Raw genomic sequence first — 17,305 nt, forward strand, 5'->3', positions numbered from 1 at the left:
AGACGTGACGTAAGGAAAACAGGGACATGACGTTCTTTGCCGAGGCGGCGGTGTTGCTGGGAGCGGCGATCATCGCCGTGCCATTGTTTCAACGCCTGGGACTGGGCTCGATCCTGGGCTATCTCGCCGTGGGGCTGCTGCTGGGGCCCTCATTGATCGGCTTCATCAGCGAACCGGAGGAAGTACTGCATTTCTCCGAATTCGGCGTCGTGATGTTGCTGTTCATCATCGGGCTGGAGCTGGAACCGTCGCGCCTGTGGGGGATGCGGAAACGCCTGTTCGGACTGGGCCTGCTTCAATTGTTCGGCTGCGGCGTGCTGCTGACGCCGATCGGCCTGGCGTTGGGCCTGAGGTGGGAGCTGGCGGTACTGCTGGGATTGATTCTGGCCTTGTCCTCCACGGCCTTTGCCCTGCAGGTGCTCAACGAGCAGCGTCGCCTGGCCACACCGCACGGGCAGACGGCGTTCGCGATCCTGCTCTTCCAGGATCTGGCGGTGATTCCCTTGCTGGCCTTGCTGCCGCTGTTCGCGGGTGGGGTGAGCGCACAGGGCGGCGACATGTGGCTCGACATCGGCAAGGGCGTGGGCATGGTGCTGGCCGCGATCGTGTTCGGTCGTCTGGTGTTTCCCCGCGTGCTGGCGCTCATCGCGCGTAGCGGCGTGCATGAGGTCTTCACCGCCGCGGCCCTGTTCCTGGTGCTGACCCTGGCCTTGGTGATGGATTGGGCGGGCCTGTCCATGGCGCTGGGCGCCTTCCTGGGAGGCGTCATGCTGGCGGACACGATTTATCGCCATGAACTGGAAGCCAACATCGAGCCGTTCAAGGGCATTCTGCTGGGCCTGTTCTTCATGGCCGTGGGCATGTCGGTCAACCTGGCGCTGGTCTTCGACAATGTCTTCTGGGTGCTGGGAATCACCCTGGTGCTGTTGGCGGCCAAGCTCGTCATCATCGCCCTGGTGGGCATGGCGGCACGCTTGCCGCGACAAGAGATTCCGCGCCTGGCAACGGTGATCGCGCAAGGAGGGGAGTTCGATTTCGTGCTGCTCAGCGCGGCGGTCAGCGCCGGCGTGTTCGATCAGCGCATCGCCAGCCTGTGCATCGCCGCGGTGACCTTGAGCATGGCCTTGACGCCGTTCTTGTATCGTGGCGGCAACCACCTCGCCGACCGCATGCGGGAGACCCGCCCTTACGACAACGATTTCGGGGACGAGACGCCTCCCGTGCTGATCGCGGGGCTGGGGCGTTTCGGCCAGATGGTGGCCCGTGTGCTCAAGCTGCAGGACATCAGCTTTACCGCGCTCGACCCCAACATCACGCAAGTGGAATTCATACGGCGCTTCGGCTCGCGTATCTACTACGCCGACGCCACGCGGCTGGATGTGCTGCGCTCGGCGGGACTGGAACACGCCCGCGTGCTGGTGATCGCCGTCGACGACGAGGAGGCGGCGCTGACCATCGCCCGGCAGGTGCGTACTCACTATCGCCAGGTCAAGGTCTTCGCGCGTGCGCGCAACCGCCACCATGCCTGGCAGCTCATGGAAGCCGGCGTCGATGCCGTGGTGCGCGAGACCTTTGCCTCGAGCATGGAGATGAGCGTCGAGGTGCTCAAGGGACTCGGCTACCCGGGATCCAATGCCCTGGATGCCGTGCGCACGTTCCGCGACTTCGACAATCAGCTGTTGGCCAGGACCTTCATGCATCGGCATGATTCGGAAGCGTTGATGGCGACGGAGCGCGCGGCCATGGCGGAGTTCCAGACACTGTTCCAGCAGGAACTGGGCCAAGGCCGAGGGCAGGAGGAGGCCGCCGAGCCCTCGGACGTGTCGGTCGAAACGTCGACCGAGGACGTTCGGCGGTAGATGGCGGTCGCGTCGCCGCGCCGGTCTTTCACAGACGAAAACGAGGAGAGCCGACATGGAGCAGTCACTGAGCACGTTGCTGGCGTCTTTGGAGATCGTCCCCTTGGGAGAGCCGCAACCATTGTCCGGTGGCGATATCGCCGAGGTCGCGCGGCTGGAGACGCGCCAGGGAGCGCTCGTGGTCAAGCGTGACGAGGCCGCCTCGCTGGCCGCCGAGGCCGAGGGGCTGCGCGCCTTGCGTCGAGCGAATAGCGGGCTGATCGTCCCGGAGGTCGTCGCTCAGCAGGACGAGTGGTTGATCATGGAGGCGCTGCCTCAGGGCGGCAAACGAGATCCCGCGCGTCTCGGCGAGGGATTGCGCACACTGCATGGCGTGACCGGAGAGCATCACGGCTGGCCGCACGACAACCACTGCGGTCCTACCGCGCAGCGCAACACGCCCTGCCGCGATGGACGAGCCTTTCAGCGCGACCATCGTTTGGTGCCCCTGGGCGAGGCCTGTGCCGAACGCGGCTTGCTGTCCAGCGCGACCCGCGATGCCTTGCTGGATGTCGCCCAGCGACTCGAGAGCTGGTTGCCCGACAGACCGGCGTGTCTCGTGCACGGTGATCTGTGGTCCGGCAACGTGCTGACGACGCCACGCGGGCCGGCGATCATCGACCCGGCCGTCTATTACCATTATCCCGAGGTCGACCTGGCGATGTTGACCCTGTTCGGTGCGCCGGGGGAGGCATTTTTCGAAGCCTACTGGGATGGCGACAAACCCGCCGACTGGACGCGTCGCGAAACCCTGTTCCAGCTCTACCCGCTGCTCAATCACCTGTTGCTTTTCGGTGGCGCGTACCGCACGGCCGTGGAGCGTGCCATCGCGCGTCTTGCCGCCGACTAGAGCGGGATGCAGCGGTTCCCGGCGTCTTCTCGATGCCTAGGCGCGCCTGACGCCATGCCACAAGCGTCGCCACCAGCCGGCACCGGGCGAACGCCGGCGTGACGACAGGAAGGCGGCGATCGCTGCCGCTTGCGCCGGTCGGTCGAGCATGGGGGCGTGCCCGCAATCCGGGACCTCGACGATGGCGAGGCGGGGCTGATGGTGCTGCATGGTCGTCAGCGTGGCGGACGACAGAATGTCGGACTGCGCGCCGTGGATCGCCATCACGGGGCAGTGCAGTGCCCTCCAGGCCGCCCACAGATCGCGCGGCGTGTCGTGCACGAATTGCTCGGCGATGCGGGGATCGAAATGATAGCCCCAGCTTCCGTCGGGCAAACGGCGGGCGCTCTCGAGAAGCAGGCGTCGCCATACCGCTTCACTCTGGATACCGAAGCTTTGGTAATGCGTACGCATTTCCCGCTCGAGATCCTGCAGGCTCGTGAACCGCTGCGCCGCGATGAAATAACTCGCGAGGCGCTGCATGCCGGCGGTTTCGATGGTGGGACCGACATCGTTGAGGATCAGTGCCGAGATGCGCCGGCGGTGGGTGTCGTCGGCCGCGAGCAGGAGTCCCAGCAGCCCGCCCATCGACGTACCCAGCCACGGCACGTGTGCGAGCTTGAAGTGATCGAGCACCGCGATGGCCACATCCATGTAATGTGAATAGAGATAATCGTAGGCAGGGAACAGTGACCAGCTGGAAAGGCCTCGCCCGGGGGTGTCGGGGGCGATCAGGCGCCAGTCGGGGCCGAGCAGACGCGCCAGGTGCGCGAAATCGCCGCCATGGCGCGACAGGCCGTGCCAGGCGATCAAGGTGCGCGGGGCATTCGGGTGCCAGATGCGCACGGCGATTTCCAGCTCGCGATGCTTGAGAAGGACCAGTTCATCCACGACGCTTACCTAGAGGCGGTGACGTCTCCAGTATAGAAGCGATGCTGCATTGCAGCAGGACTTCACGGTCGTCGCGTGACGAGGTAGAACAGGTTGTCGATCGCTTCGCCGCCGCTTTCGCGCAGTGAAAAGCTGTCCGGTGCACGCAGCCAGTCGTGAACCAGGCCGCCGATCATCGAGTGCAGCATCAGTGTGGCGACGTCGGGCTGGATATCATCGATCAGCAGGCCGTCGTCGTGGGCTTGCTGGAAGCAGCGGCGCACGACTTCACGACACTCCGAGGCCAGGCGATTTTGCAGTTCCACGGGGTTGATGTCGCTGATGAACTCGCAACGGTGCATCAAGATGGTGTGCACACGGCAGGAACGTGGTCGCTCGAGCATCTCGAAGGCATGCAGGGTGGCCAGGCGCAAGGTATCCAGCGGCCCCAGGGTCTGACGCTCGGCGGTGATGTCGTCGATGATCTGCTGCAGCGGCATCTTGACCCGGTCGAGCATCGCGTGGAACAGGTCGGCCTTGTTCTTGAAGTGCCAGTACACGGCGCCGCGGGTCATGCCGGCGTGACGTGCGATGTGCTCGAGCGACGTGCGCGAGACGCCCTTGTCGAGGAAGACATCCTCGGCGGCGTCGAGCAGGGCTTCTCGGGTTGCCTCGGCTTCGGCTTTGGTTCTGCGGGGCATGGCGTGGTCTCGTTGATGACTCCGGCCTCCCGGCGATGCGTGATGGCCGGAAGGCGAGATTTTTTCGCCATCATACCCTAAGTGCATGGCATTTACATTCATGTATGTATGCGTGTAGTCTTAGCCATCATTGATCTAGATCAAACAAGGTAAAACACCGATGGAATCCACGACAGGGAATGATCGCCGGGGCCTTCTGGCCGTGGCATTGGCGGGCGTTCTGTTGATGGGCTGCAGCAGCGACGACGAGGCCCAGCAGCAGGCAGGCGATACTTCCCCGCCACCGAAAAAGGCGCAGGTCATGGAAATGACCAAGCGCGATATCGCGCTCGACAAGAGCTATCCCGCCATGCTGCGCAGCGATAACGAGGTGACGGTCGTGGCACGCGTGAGCGGAACTCTCGAGGAGCGTCATTTCGAGCCCGGACAACAGGTCGAGAAGGGCGAGAGTCTCTATACCATCGAGCCGGAAATCTATCAGGCGACCGTGCGTCAGCGCGAGGCGGATCTGCAGAGCGCCCAGGCCGATGCGGAGCTGGCGCAGACCAATGCCGACCGTTATCAGCGGCTGCTCAAGCAGAACTCGGTCAGCGTGCAGCAGCGCGATCAGGCCCTGGCCGACCTCAAGGTCGCGCGTGCCAGCGTGGCCCAGGCACAGGCGGCGCTCGACAGTGCGCGCATCGATCTGGATTACACCGATGTCGAGGCGCCCGTGTCGGGCATGATCAGCCTCAGCGAGGTCAATGTCGGCAATCTGGTGAACGATGGCACCGAATTGGCGACCATCACGCCGCTCGATCCGTTGGAGGTCCGTTTCCAGCTCCCGCAGGAAGAAGCCTTCGAGTTGCGCCGTCAGCGCCAGCAGCAGGGCAAGGAGGCGGTGACCGCCGAGCTGGAAATCCCAGCGTTGCCGGGGCAGACCCTGGAAGGACGCGTGGAATTCCTGGGATCGCGGGTCAGCGAGAGCACCAGCACGGTGCAGGCCAATGCCTTTTTCGACAATCCCGGCGGGCTCTTCCTGCCCGGTCAGTTCGTGCGCGTCAAGCTGGAAGGCCTGAAGCGCTACGATGTGTTCGCCGTGCCGGAAATCGCCGTGACGCAAGGGCTGATGGGCCCGCAGGTCTATGTGCTGAGCGATGAGGGCAAGGCGCGCACGCGTACCGTGCAGCTCGGTGACACGGCCGGCCCATGGATGATCATCAAGGACGGGCTCGAGGCGGGAGACCGCGTCGTGGTCAGCGATCCGGGCAACATCAGTGCCGGTGCGGCCATCGATCCCCAGCCTTTCGACGGCGATGCCGAGGCGCTTTCCGACACCGATGGCGAGAGCCGGAAGGCGCCGCCGAATGCCGAGGCGTCGCCGGATGCGGCGAATCAGGGTCAGCAGGCAAGCGGAGCCTGACGGATGAATATCTCCAACTTCTTCATCAAGCGCCCGGTCTTCGCCACCGTCATCTCGATCATCATCGCGGTCATCGGCTTCATGGCGATGCGCGTGCTGCCCATCGAGCAGTATCCGAGCGTCGTGCCGCCGACGGTATCGGTACAGGCGACGTACCCCGGCGCCAACGCCGAAACGGTCTCGAAGACCGTTGCCGCGCCGATCGCCGAGGCGATCAACGGCGTCGAGGACATGATCTACATGACGTCGACCAGCGCCGACAACGGGTCGATGCGGATGAACGTCTCGTTCGACATCGGCAGTGACGGTGATATCAACACCATCAACGTCAACAACCGTGTCCAGCAGGCGTTGTCCCAGTTGCCCGAGTCGGTGCAGTCACAAGGGGTCACGGTCGAGCTGAGTTCGAGCAGTATCTTGATGTTGGTGGCGCTGACCTCTCCCACGGGGGAGTACAACAACATCTACATGCAGAACTACGCCACCCTCAATATCCTCAACGAACTGCGCCAGGTACCCGGCGTGGGCGAGGCCGAGGTGCTCGGGGGCGGCGAGTTCGCCATGCGGATCTGGCTCAATCCGGACAAGCTGGCACAGTACGACATGACGTCGGCCGAAGTGGCCAGCGCCATCCGCTCGCAGAATACCGAGGTGCCGGCCGGTTCGCTGGCCCAGGCGCCCCAGGACGATCCGCGGGCCTACACCTATACCATCACGGCGCCCGGACGTCTGGCTGACGCGGATCAGTTCCGCGATATCATTCTGCGCACCAACAGTGATGGTTCCTCGCTGCGCTTGAGCGATGTGGCACGTGTCGAGCTTGGTGCCTCGTCCTACTCGGTCAACGCCAACATGAACGGCGCCACCATGACGCCGATCATCATCAACCAGCAGCCTGGCGCCAATGCCCTGGAAACCGCCGAAGCCGTCAAGAGCAAGATGGACGAGCTCTCCGAACGCTTCCCGCCGGGGCTCAAGTACGAAGTGCCTTACGACACCACGCTGTTCATCGACGCTTCGGTGGAATCGGTGTTCCACACCTTCATCGAGGCGCTGCTGATCGTCGCGGTGATCGTGTTCATCTTTCTGCAGAACTGGCGCACCACCATCATCGCCATGTCGGTGGTGCCGGTATCCGTGGTCGGCACCTTCGCGGGCCTGTATCTCTTTGGATTCTCGATCAACCTGCTGTCGCTGTTCGCCATGGTGCTGGCGATCGGCATCGTGGTCGATGATGCGATACTGGTGGTGGAGAACGTCGAGCGATTGCTCGAGGAAGACCCCGACATTCCCATACGCAAGGCCGCCATCACCGCGATGAAGGAAGTCAGCGGCCCCGTCATCGCGACGTCGTTCATCATGGCGGCGGTCTTCATACCGGTGGCGTTCCTGGGCGGCTTCACGGGGCAGATCTATCAGCAGTTCGCGCTGACGATCGCGATTTCCGTGGCGATATCGGCGGTCGTCGCCTTGACCTTCACGCCAGCGATGAGCGCGCTGTTCGTCAAGCACAAGGCGCAGCTGGGCAACTCCAGGCTGGCCCGTGCCGCCTCGACGCCTTTCCGGTTGTTCGACCGTTTCTTCGAGTGGGTCACCCGAGGGTACATGGCGGTCGTGCGCCTGCTGGTGAAAGCCTGGGTGCTGACGCTGGTGCTGGCGGCGGTGATCATCGGGTTCTCGTACTGGCTGTATCAGCAGAATCCGTCGACGTTGATACCCGAGACCGACCAGGGGATCGCCATTGCCAGCATCACCCTGCCGCAAGGCTCGTCCGTGGCGCGCACCACCGAGTACATGGACAAGTTGAGCAGCGAGATAGAACAGGACCCTGCGGTGGCGTACTCCACGGCGGTCGCGGGCTACGACATGCTGTCCAGCGCAGTCAATACGGCCAAGGGCGTGATGTTCATCACCCTCAAGCCCTGGAGCGAGCGTGACAAGTCGGTCGAGGACATGATCGCCAAGATCAACAAGATCGCCGCCGGCCTGGATGGTGGTACGGCCATGGCCTTCAACATGCCGCCGATCATCGGCTTGTCGACCACGGGCGGCTTTACCGGGTATCTGCAGTCCTATGGCGGGGCCGATTCCCAGGAGCTGATGCAGGCCGCGGGCAAGATCATGCAGGCCGCCAATCAGCGTCCCGAGCTGGCCCAGGTCTTCACGACCTTCGATGCCTCGGTGCCCTCGTATCGGGCGCGTATCGACCAGGAAAAGGCCCTCAGCTACGGCGTTTCCATCAGCGATCTCAACACGACGCTCTCGAACACGCTGGGCAGCGGTTTCGTGAACTATTTCACGTACCAGAACCGCAACTTCCAGGTCTACATGCAGAACGAGGACACGTTCCGGCAAACGCCCGATGACCTGAACAAGATCTTCGTGCGTGGCGGCGATGGCGAGCGGATCCCGATTTCCGAGTTCGTCACGCTCGAACGGCAGTCGGCGCCCTCGGTGGTCACGCGCTTCGGGGTGTATCCGTCGGCGCAGTTCCAGGGCGGTCCCGCGCCGGGGTACAGTTCGGGACAGGCGATTGCCGCGATGCAGGAAGTGGTCCAGCAACAGCTCGGCAACGAGTGGGGCATGGGCTGGACGGGGACCTCCTTCCAGGAGGCCAATGCCGGCAATGCCGCGACCATCGCGATCACCTTCGGTATCTTGATGGTCTTCCTGATCCTCGCGGCGCAGTACGAAAGTTGGGCCTTGCCCCTGGCGGTCATCACGGCCGTGCCGTTCGCCTTCATCGGCTCCATCGGCGGGGTGGTATTGCGTGGCCTGGATACCAGCGTCTATGTCCAGGTCGGCATGCTGGTGGTGGTCGGGTTGGCGGCCAAGAACGCCATCCTGATCGTCGAGTTCGCCGAGCTGCAGCGACGCGAGTACGGCAAGTCGATCCGCGATGCGGCGATCACCGCCTCGGAGCTGCGCTTCCGACCGATCGTGATGACGTCGCTGGCCTTCATCTTCGGTACCTTGCCGCTGGCCATCGCCAGCGGGGCCAACGACACCAACAGCCACCATATCGGTACCACGGTGGCGATGGGCATGGTCTCGGTGGCCGTGCTGGCCAGCTTCTTCGTGCCGTCGTTCTACGCGATGATTGCCAACGTGCAGGAGTGGCTGCAGCGCAAGCGTGGGGTGTCGCCCCAGCATGACGACGAAGACGGCACGGCAACGTCCGAGTCGACGTCCCCCAGTCGTTGACCTTCGTTGTCATCGATCATGGCCAGGGCTTTCATGCCCTGGCTTTTTTATGTCATGACACCGGTTGGTTACGGCGCGCGGCTAGGGCACTCTGTGGACATTCATGAAATACGCGAGGTGAGCATGCTAGGCGGTGCGACACGTTGGGGCCGAGGGCTCGTTCTGCTCTGTGCGCTCCTGTTCTCGGGGTGGGCATGGGGGCAGGCCGCTTCCCCCTTGTCGTCTCTCGCCGGCGGTGGAGGGCAGCAGGAAGACGCTGCGCCGTCGCCCGAGCAGGCGCGTGAATCGCTGGATGGCGTGATCTCGATGCTCGAGGATCAGCAGCGCCGCGAGGCCCTGCTGTCGCAACTGCGTGAGCTGCGCGCCTCGCTGGAGGGCGTGTCGAACGAGAGCGATCCGCGAACGCCTAGCGGGCTGCTGGGTGCCATCGCCGACTCGCTGACCTCGCTGGGCGAGTCGGGGGAGGCGGTCACGCCGCTCGAATATTGGCAATCAATGGGCGAGCGGGCGGGCAATACCCTGATGCAGCGTGTCGCATCGCTGGAGTCGGCACTGCATCTGATCGGCGATTTCGCATGGGTGTTGAGCCTGTGGGGCGGCAGCGCGGCGTTGCTGGTATTGCTGGGACGAGCCCTGGCCAAGCGCATGAACATGCAGTTGGCGCTGTCGGCCGAGCCGAGTACCTGGATGCTGATTCGCCACATGATACGCCGCTTGCTGCCCTGGGGGCTGGCCTTTGCCTTGACGCTGGGCGTGGTGCACGGCATGGCCTCCACACTGGGCATGACCCTGGCGATGGTGATCGCGTACCTCACGCTCTGCGGTATCCTGTTCACGGCGGTCTGCGAGGTCGTGTTCTCGCTTTTCGCCAGCGGGCACCGTCGGGTGGCGCTGCGTATCCTGCACCGTCGTGCGCACCGCTGGCTATTCGCCATCGGTGCACTGGTGGCGCTGGGGGACGCGGCGAATGCGTCGGAGCTGCAGGGCGCACTGGGCGCGCCGCTGGCGGAGCTGGTCTCGATGCTCGCCAATGTCGTGGCGGCGTTGCTGACGGGCGCCTTTGCGGTACGCTTCAAGCGGCCCGTGAAGCACTTGATCCGCAACCGTCCTTACCGCTATCGGCGCGACAAGCGCGCTTCGAGCGAATTGATTCAGCTCGTCGGCGCGCTGTGGCATGTGCCGGTATTGCTCATGGTAGTGGTATCGCTGGTGGCGATCCTGACCTCGCAGGGGGACTCGCGCAGTGTCTTCGCCAAGGCGATCGTCACCGCGGGATTGCTGGTGGTGACCCTGATCGTCAACGGGCTGGTGCATCGTCATTCCGAGCAGCCTTCCAAGCAGCGGCGCCAGTCGCAGTATCGGCGACGCCTGGTGCGCTTCGGCTACACGCTGGCGCACCTGGTCAGCTGGGCGGCGTTCGCCGAGCTGGCGATGCGTGTCTGGGGATTGTCGCTGCTGGCGTTCGGCAGTGACGAGGGCATCAGCCAGCGCATAGGCCAGTCGTTGCTCAGCATCGGCATGACGCTGCTGCTGGCCTGGCTGGTCTGGATCCTCGCCGATACCGCGATCGAGCGCGCGCTACTGTCGTCCAAGCGAGGGCGCAGCGGAAGAGCCCAGAGCACCCGCGCCCAGACCATCACGCCGCTGATACGCAATGTCGTCTTCGCGACCATCGTGATCATCGCCTTCATCGTGGCGCTGGCCAATCTGGGCGTCAACGTGACGCCACTGCTGGCCGGGGCCGGTGTGATCGGCCTGGCAGTGGGGTTCGGGGCGCAGACCCTGGTGCAGGATCTGATCACGGGGCTTTTCATCCTCATCGAGGATTCGCTGGCCATCGACGATTTCGTCGATCTGGGCGGTCACATGGGAACGGTCGAGGGGCTGAGCCTGCGGACCGTGCGCCTGCGTGACCTGGATGGCATCGTGCATACGATCCCCTTCAGTCAGATCAAGGGGATCCAGAATTTCTCGCGGGAATTCGGGATTGCCTTGATGCGCGTGCGGGTCGCGCATCACATGAAGGTCGACGAGGCCATCGCGGTGGTGCGCGACGTGGCCGAAGACCTGCGCCGCGACCCGATGATGCGGCATTATATCTGGTCGCCGCTGGAGCTGCAGGGTGTCGAGAGCTTCGATGCCGGCGCGGCGATACTGCGTTTCCGCATGCGGACCGCGCCGCTGATGCAGTGGGACGTGGCGCGAGCCTTCAATCTGCGGCTCAAGCGGCGCTTCGATGAACTGGGACTGGACGTGGCGATGCCGCGCATGAGCGTGAGCCTGGAGTCTCCCATTCCCGAGGCGTCCGGGGGCACCGCCGCATCGGCCTCGCGCTCGGTGGGCATGCCTCAGGCCACGGGCGGCCCTGCGGAAGAGGCGCCTCCCGGTACCGGCTGAGAATGCGCCATGCCGCGGTGACCGGCATGGCGGCGGGGATTGACGCACGTCATGCCGGCACCGTTAAAGGTATGCAGGAAGCGGCCGATGCTCATAGGATGCTCGCACGCCACGCGGCACGTATATCCACAAAGAACAACCCGAAGGCCAGGAGCCGGCATGGCATCATCGCGTTTTACGCCCTTCGAGCGCTTGTTGCTCACCAGCCGTAACGAGGCCGATACGGCGGCGTTATTGTTACTGGCGTGGTTGGCGATGAGTGACGGCCAGGAGACGCTCAGCCCCCGCAAGCGGGCGTTGCTCGACGAACTCACGGGGGATTTTCGTCACGATCATGGGCACCAGCTGCTCGTCGACCTCGCCAGTGGGCCGGATTTCGTGGCCTTGCAACTCGCGGCGGAAGTCCTGCAGCGCTATTATCGGGGACCGCGTCGGGAAACCTTCCTGCGCCAGGCGATCCATATCGCGACGCACGACGGTGGCATGGCGGCGGGGCAGCACCATGTCCTGCGCTTTTTGGCCGACCTGCTCGGTGTGATGCCCGAGACGTTCGGCGTGCTGTTTCGCGATGTGGCCGGTTATCCTCTGGAAAGTCCGCAGGACTTGAGCAAGGCGCATTACTGGCAGTCGCGAGAGGGGGCTCGCGATCAGGACTCCGAGCAGACCTCGCGACAAGGCGACGAGCGCGAGCACCGCGAGCAAGCCGACAGCGAGAGCGGCGAGAAGGCGCGTCGCTCCTGGGGGCGTCGCAAGCGCCATGAGCGGCAGCACGGGCATGATCGGGGAGAGCGTGAACAAGCGCACGAACGTGAACGCACCCACGACCGCGGGCGTGATCATCGGCGCTGGCGGCGTGATGGCGCAGGGCAGCACGATCAGGCGAGTGGTGACGGGCAGTCCCGGCATGGCGGCCACGAGCGCAAGCGTCACGAGGGGTTCTCGCATGACGGCATGTGCGGCGATCGCTCGACGGCACATGACGAAAAGGCACAGCGGGCGCTGGCCGTGCTCGGGTTGATGGGCAATGCCCAGAAGAGCGAGGTCAAGCGCGCCTATCGGCGCCTGGCCCAGAAATATCACCCCGATCGCTACCATGCGCAGAGTCAGGAGGCGATGGCCACGGCATCGCTGCGCTTTCAGCGAATCAAGAACGCTTACGACTATTTGATGCGACAGCATGCGTGATATTTATCGACGGTTGGGATTGCACGTGTCGGCCAGCGACGCGGATATCGCCCGGGCTATTGCGCGTTGCGAGAACAATGCCGTCAAGCGGGACGCCGAAGAGGTGCTGCGTGTCGAGTCGCGCAAGCGTGAATACGATCAGCTCTATGGCACCTTGACCGGCATCGGCCTGCTGCGGGCACGCATGGGATTGACCCATGCGCCCTACTGGCGGGGAAGCGAGGCCAATGACTTCTCGATCAGCGCGGACGACGAATACGCGCGCTACGCGGAGTTGAAAGCGAAAATGGAGCGAGCCGCACGCGTCTATGACAACTGGCAGCGGGTGCGGCGCATCCTGCGCTGGGGCCTTGGGCTGCTGCTGGCCGTGGGCATCGCGGCGGCCATCGCGGCATATGCCTGGGACGTCATTCCCACCGGGGGCATGTCGTTGCCGAGCCTCGAATCTCTCCCCGCAATCTCATGAGCGCTTCCTCGGTCAAGAGGCCTGGGGCGCGACACGGCTGCGGCAATTAGTCGCTTCTATTTCTCCTTTTTTTGCTTCAGAATGCCGCCCCGTCGGCCCTCCCTGCGCGAGCGCGATGAGGGCGACACGACGCAATGGGTGTGTGCATTGATGGCGCGTCATGAGCCATCGCCGACATGTCCAGTACGTCCAACCTTCAGAGCGCATCACACTCGTGTCATTGGCAGCCGGGAATCGGTGGCTGATCGGGATGCAGTCGTTGGGCGTTTCCAAGCGGTCGGCAACGTGATTGCCGGGCGCTTGGACACGCGCCGAGCCGCTGGGTTCCGTTGGTGAAAATGCCTCCCCGCCCGACTGCTGGAGTAACGGGTCGCTAGCGGAGGAAATCATTCAATGAGCAAGCGCTGCAACGTCTTCCCATGCTTGAGTGAGGCCATGCAATGAGAATGAAGAAGAACCTGGGATGGCTCGGTATCCTACCCCTGATCGCAGTGTTGCTGAGTGGCTGCGACGCGGCGCTGGTGGATCCGAAGGGCCAGATCGGGGTGGAACTGAAGTCGCTGATCATCACGGCCTTCTGGCTGATGATGATCGTCGTGATTCCCGTCATCGTCATGACCGTGGTCTTTGCCTGGAAGTATCGGCACAGTAACCACGCTGCCAAGTATCTGCCGGACTGGGCGCACTCGAACAAGATCGAGGCAGTCGTCTGGCTCGTGCCCTGCGTGATCATCCTGTTCCTGGGGATCATCACCTGGAAAACTTCACACTCGCTGGATCCGCACAAGCCGATCGAGTCGGATGCCGACACCATGGAAGTCCAGGTCGTCGCTCTGGATTGGAAATGGCTGTTCATCTACCCCGAGCAGGGGATCGCCACGGTCAATGAAGTGGCCATGCCCGTGGATGTGCCGGTCCACTTCCGCGTGACCTCGGCCTCGGTGATGAACTCGTTCTTCATTCCCACGCTGGGCAGTCAGATCTATGCCATGGCCGGCATGGACAACGACGTGTACCTGGTGGCGAACGAAGCGGGCGTCTACGACGGCAAGTCGTCCAACTACAGTGGCAAGGGCTTCTCGGAGATGACCTTCGATGCGCGCGCCATGTCCCAGGATGACTTCGAGGCGTGGGTCGACGAAGTCGGACAATCGTCCGAAACGCTTTCCTATGACGGGAGCTATCAGGAGTTGGCGGAACCCTCCACGGATCATCCGGTGGAATATTTCTCCGACGTATCGTCCGGCCTGTACCACGACATCGTCGACAGTTTCCACGGTGGCAATGGGCAAGGTGGACACGGTGGCGGTCATGGCGAGACGACCATGAGCGCAGAGGCAGCGGAGTAACATTATGTTCGGAAAACTTGGACTCGACGATATTCCCTATCACGAGCCGATCATCGTCGTGACGGCCATCGCCATGGCGCTCGGTGGCTTGCTCGTCGTCGGCGCGCTGACGTACTTCAAGAAGTGGAAGTGGCTGTGGACGGAGTGGTTGACTTCCGTCGACCACAAGAAGCTGGGGATCATGTATTTCCTCGTGGCCCTGGTCATGCTGCTGCGCGGCTTTGCCGATGCCATCATGATGCGGACCCAACTGGCCATCGCGGCGGGTGGCTCCGAGGGGTATCTTCCGCCTCACCATTACGATCAGATCTTTACCGCCCACGGCGTGATCATGATCTTCTTCGTCGCCATGCCCATGGTCATCGGCCTGATGAACCTGGTGGTGCCGTTGCAGATCGGTGCGCGTGACGTCGCGTTCCCGTTCATGAACAACCTGAGCTTCTGGCTGTTCGTCGCGGGCGTGGCGCTGACCATGATTTCGCTGCTCATCGGTGAGTACGGGCAGACCGGCTGGTTGGCCTACGCGCCATTGTCAGGGATACAGTACAGTCCCGGCGTGGGGGTCGATTACTGGATATGGGGTCTGCAAATATCGGGGATCGGGACCACTCTGACGGGGATCAACTTCTTCGTCACCATCCTGAAGATGCGTACCAAGGGTATGACGATGTTCCGCATGCCGATCTTCACCTGGACGTCGCTGTGCGCGAACATCCTCATCATCGCTTCTTTCCCGATTCTGACCGCGACCATCGCGCTGTTGACGCTCGATCGTTACCTGGGGACGCACTTCTTCACGAACGACATGGGCGGCAACATGATGATGTACGTCAACCTCATCTGGGCCTGGGGCCATCCTGAGGTGTACATTCTCATTCTGCCGGCCTTCGGGGTGTTCTCCGAGGTCATCGCGACCTTCGCCAAGAAGCGCCTGTTCGGTTACAACACCATGGTCTGGGCGACGGCCTGCATCACCATCCTGTCGTTCATCGTGTGGCTGCACCACTTCTTCACCATGGGGGCGGGCGCCAACGTCAACGCTTTCTTCGGCATCGCGACGATGATCATCGCCATCCCCACCGGGGTGAAGATCTTCAACTGGCTGTTCACCATGTACCGTGGCCGCCTGGAGTTCACCTCGCCGGTGCTGTGGACGCTGGGCTTCATCATCACCTTCACCATCGGTGGCATGACGGGTGTGATGCTGGCGGTGCCCGGTGCGAACTTCGTGCTGCACAACAGCCTGTTCGTCATCGCTCACTTCCATAACGTCATCATCGGCGGCGTGGTGTTCGGCATGCTGGCGGGCCTGACCTACTGGTTCCCGAAAGCGTTCGGCTTCAAGCTCGATGAAAAGTGGGGCAAGCGCTCCTTCTGGTTCTGGATCGTCGGCTTCTATCTGGCCTTCATGCCGCTCTACATCCTGAGCTTCATGGGCGCGGTACGTCGCATGCAGTCCTATGCGAACCCCGAATGGCAGCCGCTGATGATCGTGGCGTGGGTCGGTGCCGTGTGCATCCTGTTCGGTATCGCCTGCACCGTGATCCAGTTCATCGTCAGTATCCGCGATCGCAAGAAGAACGCCGATATCACGGGCGATCCGTGGGATGCGCGTACCCTGGAGTGGTCCACGTCTTCACCGGCGCCGTTCTACAACTTCGCGCATCTGCCCAATGTCGGCTCCATCGATGCCTTCTGGGAAGCGAAGAAAGAGAAAGGCATGGCGGCGGACAAGCCGACGCAGTACGAAGACATCCACATGCCCAGGAACACCGTGGCGGGACCTGTCATCGGTCTGATCAGCATCGCGTTCGGCTTTGCGCTGGTCTGGCATATCTGGTGGCTGGTCGGTGTCAGCGCGATTGGCATGTTCGTGGCCTTCATGTTCCGTGTCTTCAACGACGATATCGACTACTACGTCCCGGCGGCGGAAGTCGAACGCATTGAGCGCGAGCACCACAAACGGCTGGAGATGCAGGCGTAATCATGACGACGCAAACCTTGAATCAGCATGACGCTCATGCCCATGACGGGCATGAGCACCACGATGCCGGTGGCATGAAGGTATTCGGCTTCTGGGTCTACCTGATGAGCGACCTGGTCATCTTCGGGAGCCTGTTCGCGACCTATGCCGTGCTCATGAATGGCACGGCGGGCGGACCTTCCGGGGCGGATATCTTCGAACTGCCGCTGATCCTGATCAGCACCTTCCTGCTGCTGTTCAGCAGTTTCACCTATGGCATGGCCGTGTTGGCCATGAACGCGGATCGCGTGTCCCAGGTAAGAGGGTGGTTGATTCTCACCTTCTTCCTGGGGGCCGGCTTCATCGGGTTGGAGATCTATGAATTCCACCACCTGATCGCAGAAGGCTTCGGCCCGGATCGCAGTGCCTTCCTGTCGTCCTTCTTCACGCTGGTGGGTACCCACGGTCTGCACGTGACCTTCGGTCTGATCTGGATGCTGGTGATGATCGTGCAGCTGTCCACGAAGGGGCTCAACGACATGACGCGCCCGCGCATCATGTGCCTCAGCCTGTTCTGGCACTTCCTGGACATCGTGTGGATCTGCGTCTTCACCTTCGTCTATCTGATGGGAGTCCTGTAATGAGCGATGCACATACTTCCCACGACGGTGGCAACCACGGCAGCGTCAAGTCCTATGTGATCGGGCTGATCCTGTCCATCGTGCTGACGATCATTCCGTTCGGAATGGTCATGAGTGGCGGTTTCGAAACGATGACCGTCGTCGTGACGATCTCGATCATGGCCATCTTGCAGGTCCTGGTGCAGTTGATCATGTTCATGCACCTGGACTTCAAGACCGAGGAAGGCTGGAACGCAGGTTCCTTCATCTTCACGGCCCTGATCCTGGTCATCCTGGTGGGCGGTTCGCTGTGGATCATGCAGAACCTGCACGCCAACATGATGCTCGGTGGGTGAGTCGT

Annotated in this window: 13 protein-coding genes; 11 read left to right on the forward strand and 2 right to left on the reverse strand. The window is 62.8% G+C overall.

Annotation, left to right across the window (positions count from 1 at the left end):
- Window positions 1-26 precede the first annotated feature (26 nt).
- Window positions 27-1,859 (forward strand): monovalent cation:proton antiporter-2 (CPA2) family protein, encoded by a 1,833-nt coding sequence (locus CSAL_RS04850; protein WP_011506247.1) that lies wholly within the window; start codon window positions 27-29, stop codon window positions 1,857-1,859.
- A gap of 55 nt (window positions 1,860-1,914) precedes the next feature.
- Window positions 1,915-2,748 (forward strand): fructosamine kinase family protein, encoded by an 834-nt coding sequence (locus CSAL_RS04855; RefSeq protein ID WP_011506248.1) that lies wholly within the window; start codon window positions 1,915-1,917, stop codon window positions 2,746-2,748.
- 36 nt (window positions 2,749-2,784) lie between these two features.
- Here CSAL_RS04855 and CSAL_RS04860 read toward each other — a convergent pair whose 3' ends face one another.
- Entirely contained in the window at window positions 2,785-3,678 is an 894-nt protein-coding gene (locus CSAL_RS04860) for an alpha/beta fold hydrolase (RefSeq protein WP_011506249.1), read from the reverse strand.
- 62 nt (window positions 3,679-3,740) lie between these two features.
- Window positions 3,741-4,358, reverse strand: a complete 618-nt coding sequence (locus CSAL_RS04865) for a TetR family transcriptional regulator (RefSeq protein ID WP_011506250.1) — start codon at window positions 4,356-4,358, stop codon at window positions 3,741-3,743.
- 160 nt (window positions 4,359-4,518) lie between these two features.
- On the opposite strand from CSAL_RS04865, the gene CSAL_RS04870 reads away from it, so the two are divergent.
- The 9 genes from CSAL_RS04870 to cyoD all read left to right on the forward strand — a co-directional run bounded on the left by CSAL_RS04870 (window position 4,519) and on the right by cyoD (window position 17,300).
- Window positions 4,519-5,760 (forward strand): efflux RND transporter periplasmic adaptor subunit, encoded by a 1,242-nt coding sequence (locus CSAL_RS04870; RefSeq protein ID WP_011506251.1) that lies wholly within the window; start codon window positions 4,519-4,521, stop codon window positions 5,758-5,760.
- A 3-nt stretch (window positions 5,761-5,763) separates the two neighbouring features.
- Window positions 5,764-8,964, forward strand: a complete 3,201-nt coding sequence (locus CSAL_RS04875) for an efflux RND transporter permease subunit (RefSeq protein ID WP_011506252.1) — start codon at window positions 5,764-5,766, stop codon at window positions 8,962-8,964.
- A 216-nt stretch (window positions 8,965-9,180) separates the two neighbouring features.
- On the forward strand, window positions 9,181-11,361 hold the full coding sequence (locus tag CSAL_RS04880; RefSeq protein WP_187290071.1) for a mechanosensitive ion channel family protein: 2,181 nt from the start codon (window positions 9,181-9,183) through the stop codon (window positions 11,359-11,361).
- Between the two features lie 159 nt (window positions 11,362-11,520).
- Window positions 11,521-12,546, forward strand: a complete 1,026-nt coding sequence (locus CSAL_RS04885) for a DnaJ domain-containing protein (protein WP_011506254.1) — start codon at window positions 11,521-11,523, stop codon at window positions 12,544-12,546.
- Window positions 12,539-13,012 carry a hypothetical protein gene (locus CSAL_RS04890; protein ID WP_011506255.1) on the forward strand — a complete coding sequence of 158 codons (474 nt, stop codon included), beginning with the start codon at window positions 12,539-12,541 and terminating at the stop codon, window positions 13,010-13,012. Before CSAL_RS04885 ends, CSAL_RS04890 begins: the two co-directional genes overlap by 8 nt.
- A gap of 440 nt (window positions 13,013-13,452) precedes the next feature.
- Window positions 13,453-14,361, forward strand: a complete 909-nt coding sequence (gene cyoA / locus CSAL_RS04895; protein ID WP_011506257.1) for a ubiquinol oxidase subunit II — start codon at window positions 13,453-13,455, stop codon at window positions 14,359-14,361.
- Window positions 14,362-14,365: 4 nt separating this feature from the next.
- The gene (gene cyoB, locus CSAL_RS04900; RefSeq protein ID WP_011506258.1) at window positions 14,366-16,345 is read left to right on the forward strand and encodes a cytochrome o ubiquinol oxidase subunit I; all 1,980 of its coding nucleotides are present in this window, start codon (window positions 14,366-14,368) and stop codon (window positions 16,343-16,345) included.
- A 2-nt stretch (window positions 16,346-16,347) separates the two neighbouring features.
- Window positions 16,348-16,965: a cytochrome o ubiquinol oxidase subunit III gene (locus CSAL_RS04905; protein ID WP_011506259.1), complete on the forward strand. Its 618-nt coding sequence runs from the start codon at window positions 16,348-16,350 to the stop codon at window positions 16,963-16,965.
- Window positions 16,965-17,300: a cytochrome o ubiquinol oxidase subunit IV gene (cyoD, locus tag CSAL_RS04910; RefSeq protein ID WP_011506260.1), complete on the forward strand. Its 336-nt coding sequence runs from the start codon at window positions 16,965-16,967 to the stop codon at window positions 17,298-17,300. The genes CSAL_RS04905 and cyoD overlap by 1 nt, the downstream gene beginning before the upstream one ends.
- The last annotated feature ends 5 nt before the right edge of the window (window positions 17,301-17,305 follow it).

The organism is Chromohalobacter israelensis DSM 3043, assembly GCF_000055785.1.
Lineage (GTDB): Bacteria > Pseudomonadota > Gammaproteobacteria > Pseudomonadales > Halomonadaceae > Chromohalobacter > Chromohalobacter israelensis.

Coding starts and splice junctions, on each gene's coding strand:
- cyoB (WP_011506258.1), top strand. CDS start 14,366: ATGTTCGGAAAACTTGGACTCGACGATATTCCCTATCACGAGCCGATC.
- CSAL_RS04905 (WP_011506259.1), top strand. CDS start 16,348: ATGACGACGCAAACCTTGAATCAGCATGACGCTCATGCCCATGACGGG.
- CSAL_RS04875 (WP_011506252.1), top strand. CDS start 5,764: ATGAATATCTCCAACTTCTTCATCAAGCGCCCGGTCTTCGCCACCGTC.
- CSAL_RS04870 (WP_011506251.1), top strand. CDS start 4,519: ATGGAATCCACGACAGGGAATGATCGCCGGGGCCTTCTGGCCGTGGCA.
- CSAL_RS04890 (WP_011506255.1), top strand. CDS start 12,539: ATGCGTGATATTTATCGACGGTTGGGATTGCACGTGTCGGCCAGCGAC.
- cyoD (WP_011506260.1), top strand. CDS start 16,965: ATGAGCGATGCACATACTTCCCACGACGGTGGCAACCACGGCAGCGTC.
- CSAL_RS04855 (WP_011506248.1), top strand. CDS start 1,915: ATGGAGCAGTCACTGAGCACGTTGCTGGCGTCTTTGGAGATCGTCCCC.
- CSAL_RS04885 (WP_011506254.1), top strand. CDS start 11,521: ATGGCATCATCGCGTTTTACGCCCTTCGAGCGCTTGTTGCTCACCAGC.
- CSAL_RS04850 (WP_011506247.1), top strand. CDS start 27: ATGACGTTCTTTGCCGAGGCGGCGGTGTTGCTGGGAGCGGCGATCATC.
- CSAL_RS04865 (WP_011506250.1), bottom strand. CDS start 4,358: ATGCCCCGCAGAACCAAAGCCGAAGCCGAGGCAACCCGAGAAGCCCTG.
- cyoA (WP_011506257.1), top strand. CDS start 13,453: ATGAGAATGAAGAAGAACCTGGGATGGCTCGGTATCCTACCCCTGATC.